This is a genomic window from Candidatus Limnocylindria bacterium, assembly GCA_036523395.1.
In the GTDB taxonomy this organism is placed as follows: domain Bacteria; phylum Chloroflexota; class Limnocylindria; order P2-11E; family P2-11E; genus CF-39.
In genome coordinates, this window is record DATDEH010000077.1 from 1 (window position 1) to 3,427 (window position 3,427).

The window sequence follows — 3,427 nt, forward strand, 5'->3', positions numbered from 1 at the left end:
TACCCGGTGCGCTTCACCTCGCTACCGGGTGCTCGTCCAGTCGAGCACGATCTCCGCAGAGCGCTCGGGTAGCTGCCAGAAGTACCCGTGCGCGGCGCCCTCCACGACGCGTTTCGTCGCATTCGGGAGATGCGCGAGAAGGAACTCCGACTGCTCGACATGTGACCCGGTGCCCATGATCTGCGTGTCGCGGTCGCCGATCATGACCAGCGTCGGCATGCGTATCTCGCCGAGCCGGCCCGCGGTCTGGTGCTCCTGGCGAGCGAGCACGTGGCGCAGGTAGTTCTCGAGGTCGGGACGCTGCGACCAGAACGCGTCGTGCAGCCACGCGACACGCTCGGGGTGCGCGGCGGCGAACTCCGGAGTGAAGAACGTGTCGCGGATGTGCTCGCGCATGTACCGCTCGTAGCCGAGCTCGATCATCTCCTTGGCCGCGTGCACCGGGATGCCGCGTGTGACAGGACGGTCGTCGCGGAACTGGCCGGGTCCCGACGCAGCGAGGATGAGCGTGCGGATCCGCTCGGGATGGTCGAGCGCCATCCATTGCGCGACGCGCCCGCCCATCGAATGGCCGAGCACGTGCGCCGCCGGAAGGCCGAGGGCGTCCATGAGCCCGATCGCGTCCTCGGCGAAAAGGCGTGTGGAATATCGATCCGGCGACGGCGGTGTCTTCCCGGTGCCGCGATGATCGAACGTGAGCACGGCATGTCGCTCGAGGAGCGGCGTGGTGAATTCCGCTGGCCATGTCGCCCCGTGATAACCCGTCCCAGCGACGAGCACGATGGGAACGCCCTTGCCGCGGAGCTCGTGCGCGATGGGGTGGCCGCTCGACTCGCTCGTGTCGCGAGCGTAGACGATGGCCGAGAGTTGGGAGTACATTCGCCAAAGTCCACGACGCGTCCAATGTGGTTCAAGAGGTGAGGGTGATGTTGTCGAGAACTGCTCTGTTCAAGCTGCTCGCGACCGTCATGGCAGCCGGCATCGCGGTCGCCGCGTGCGGCGGCACGACACCAGCGGCGAGCAGCGCGCCGACGACGGCCGCAAGCGCCGCCCCGAGCGCGGCACTCGGTCAGCTGCCGGTGCCGGAGCTCACGAAGGTCCGCATCGGCATCAGCACGCCGACCGAGCCGGTGCAGTTCGCGGAGACGCTCGCCGAGCGGCTCGGTTTCTACAAGAAGTACGGCATCACGACCGTCGAGGTCACCGGGTTCGAGGGTGATGGGAAGGCGCTCCAGGCGCTCATCGCGGACCAGGTCGACTTCTTCGTCGGTGGCGCCTCGACCGCGATCAACTCCGTGGTCACCGACACGCCGGTCAAGGTCATCTCGATGAACAGCACAACGCTGACCGACGGTCTCTTCTGCGGCAAGGACATCAAGGTCCCCGCGGACGTGAAGGGCAAGTCGGTCGCGATCAGCACCTTCGGTGGCACGTCGCACGGCTCCGCGCTGCTGATGCTCAAGGGCATCGGCCTGACCGACAAGGACGCTGTCATCACCCAGACCGGAGGCGAGGGCGTCCGGATCGCAGCACTCAAGGGCGGATCGGTCGGCTGCGCGGTCGTCGGCATGTCCCAGGAAAAGGCGATGAAGGACGCGGGCCTCAACCTGCTCATCGACCTCTCGAAGGCCAAGCTCCAGTGGGGCCGCAGCGGACTCATGGCGAAGACCTCGTTCCTTCAGAAGAACCCGAACACCGCGCTCGTCGTGGTGGCGGCGGCGCTCGAGGCGCAGAACTCGATCTGGACCGACACGGCGACCGCGACGGCGAAGTTCGTCGACTGGGCGCAGGTGAAGGCGGATGCCGCCGACCTCGTGATGAAGGACTTCCTCACCTACGGCTCGCGGTCGATGACCTTCACGGCGGACGCATTCACCGCACCACGCGACGTGCTCGCGTCGGTCAACCCGGCGGTCAAGGACGTCGACGTCACCAAGGCGTTCGACCTGAGCTACCTCACGAAGCTCAAGGACATCGGCTTCTACCAGAAGAACAACATCCCGACGACCAACTAATCTCACCGTTGTAGCGCCGAGGATGCCCCCGTGGCACGCGTCGCGGGGGCATCCTCATATTCGGGACAAGGAGACCGCCATGACCCGTTTCGGTCTGCTCGTGCCCCACTTCGGGCTCGAGGCGGATCAGGATCTGCTCGTCGAGGGCGCGCGGCTGGCCGAGAGCCTCGGCTTCGATTCGCTCTGGGTGCGCGACCACCTCGTCTTCCATCCGCACGGCATGGAGGGCACGGACCGCACCTTCATCGAGCCGTTCGTGACGCTGACGTATCTCGCCGGCGTCACCGACAAGATCGGGCTGGGCGCCGCGACGATCATCCCGTTCCGCCATCCGATCCTCATGGCCTACAGCGTCGCGTCGATGTCCTGGATCACGCGACGGAAGTTCGATCTCGGCATCGGCTCGGGCACGTTCGACCACGAGTTCGAGGTCATCGGTCAGGGCACCGAGGATCGCGTCCAGATGATGAAGGAGCAGGTGCTCATCGCGCGGAAGCTCTGGGCGGGTGAGACGGTCGAGTGGAGCAGCGAGCGCTACAAGTTCAACGACGTCGACCTCAAGCCGCAGCCGCTGCATCCGGTGCCGGTGTGGTGGGGCGGAGCGACGCCTGCGGCAGCGCGGCTCGCCGTCGACTTCTGCGAGGGCTGGCTGCCGGGGCGCATCACGTTCCCGACGTACGCCGCGCGCGTGAAGAAGATCCGCCAGATGGCCGACGAGCAGGGAAAGCCGATGGTCATGACCGGGGCGGTCCCGGTCACGAGCATCGACACGACGACGAAGTCCGCCGTCGAGCGGCTCAACGTGCCCGGTCTCATCAAGAACGCGAACGCGCAGAAGTTCTGGCTCAAGCCGCCCTCAGGCGAGTTCACGAAGATCGAGGAGCTCGACGGCTCGATCCTCGCCGGGACGCCGGATGACATCGTCCGCGGGGTGCAGCGCTACCAGGAGCTCGGCTGCGATCTCCTTGTCTTCGACTTCCGCATGCGTTATCCCGATTGGATCGAGCAGATCGAGACCCTCGCGCGCGAGGTGCTCCCCAAGGTGAGCGGCGCGCGCGCGGGGGCGGCCGCGCGATGAAGACGACGACCACCACGCAGACCACCCACTACGAGATCCAGAAGAAGCGTCGCGAATCGCTTCTCGACGAGTGGAAGGGCTATCACAAGAACGTCCTCAAACGGCGCGACGTCGTGATGCATGACGTACCGAGCCGCCGTATCCGCAGCGGCGTGTACGCCGGCTACGACGGCGATCGTCCGACGAAGAACCTCGACGCGACGATCCACGAGCTCGCCCCGCATTCGACCACCACGATCCACCGCCACTCGTGGGATGCGATCGAGTTCATCGAATCCGGCCGCGGCTGGACCGAGATCGACGGACAGCGCCTCGACTGGCGGCCGTGGGACAC

4 protein-coding genes are annotated in these 3,427 nt (G+C 66.3%); 3 read left to right on the top strand and 1 reads right to left on the bottom strand.

The window, feature by feature from the left end; genetic code table 11:
• Positions 1 to 21 precede the first annotated feature (21 nt).
• A complete protein-coding gene (locus VI056_10295) occupies positions 22 to 879 on the bottom strand; it encodes an alpha/beta hydrolase (GenBank protein ID HEY6203422.1) in 858 nt (285 codons plus the stop codon).
• Between the two features lie 47 nt (positions 880 to 926).
• On the opposite strand from VI056_10295, the gene VI056_10300 reads away from it, so the two are divergent.
• The 3 genes from VI056_10300 to VI056_10310 form a co-directional block, all read left to right on the top strand.
• Positions 927 to 2,015, top strand: a complete 1,089-nt coding sequence (locus VI056_10300; protein ID HEY6203423.1) for an ABC transporter substrate-binding protein — start codon at positions 927 to 929, stop codon at positions 2,013 to 2,015.
• Between the two features lie 79 nt (positions 2,016 to 2,094).
• Positions 2,095 to 3,093, top strand: a complete 999-nt coding sequence (locus tag VI056_10305) for an LLM class flavin-dependent oxidoreductase (GenBank protein ID HEY6203424.1) — start codon at positions 2,095 to 2,097, stop codon at positions 3,091 to 3,093.
• Positions 3,090 to 3,427: cupin (locus tag VI056_10310; GenBank protein ID HEY6203425.1), on the top strand; the 338-nt coding region annotated here is incomplete at its 3' end. The genes VI056_10305 and VI056_10310, both read left to right, overlap by 4 nt.

Excerpts from the sequence above, each read along its gene's own strand:
- VI056_10295 (HEY6203422.1), bottom strand. The coding sequence starts at position 879 with ATGTACTCCCAACTCTCGGCCATCGTCTACGCTCGCGACACGAGCGAG.
- VI056_10300 (HEY6203423.1), top strand. The coding sequence starts at position 927 with ATGTTGTCGAGAACTGCTCTGTTCAAGCTGCTCGCGACCGTCATGGCA.
- VI056_10305 (HEY6203424.1), top strand. The coding sequence starts at position 2,095 with ATGACCCGTTTCGGTCTGCTCGTGCCCCACTTCGGGCTCGAGGCGGAT.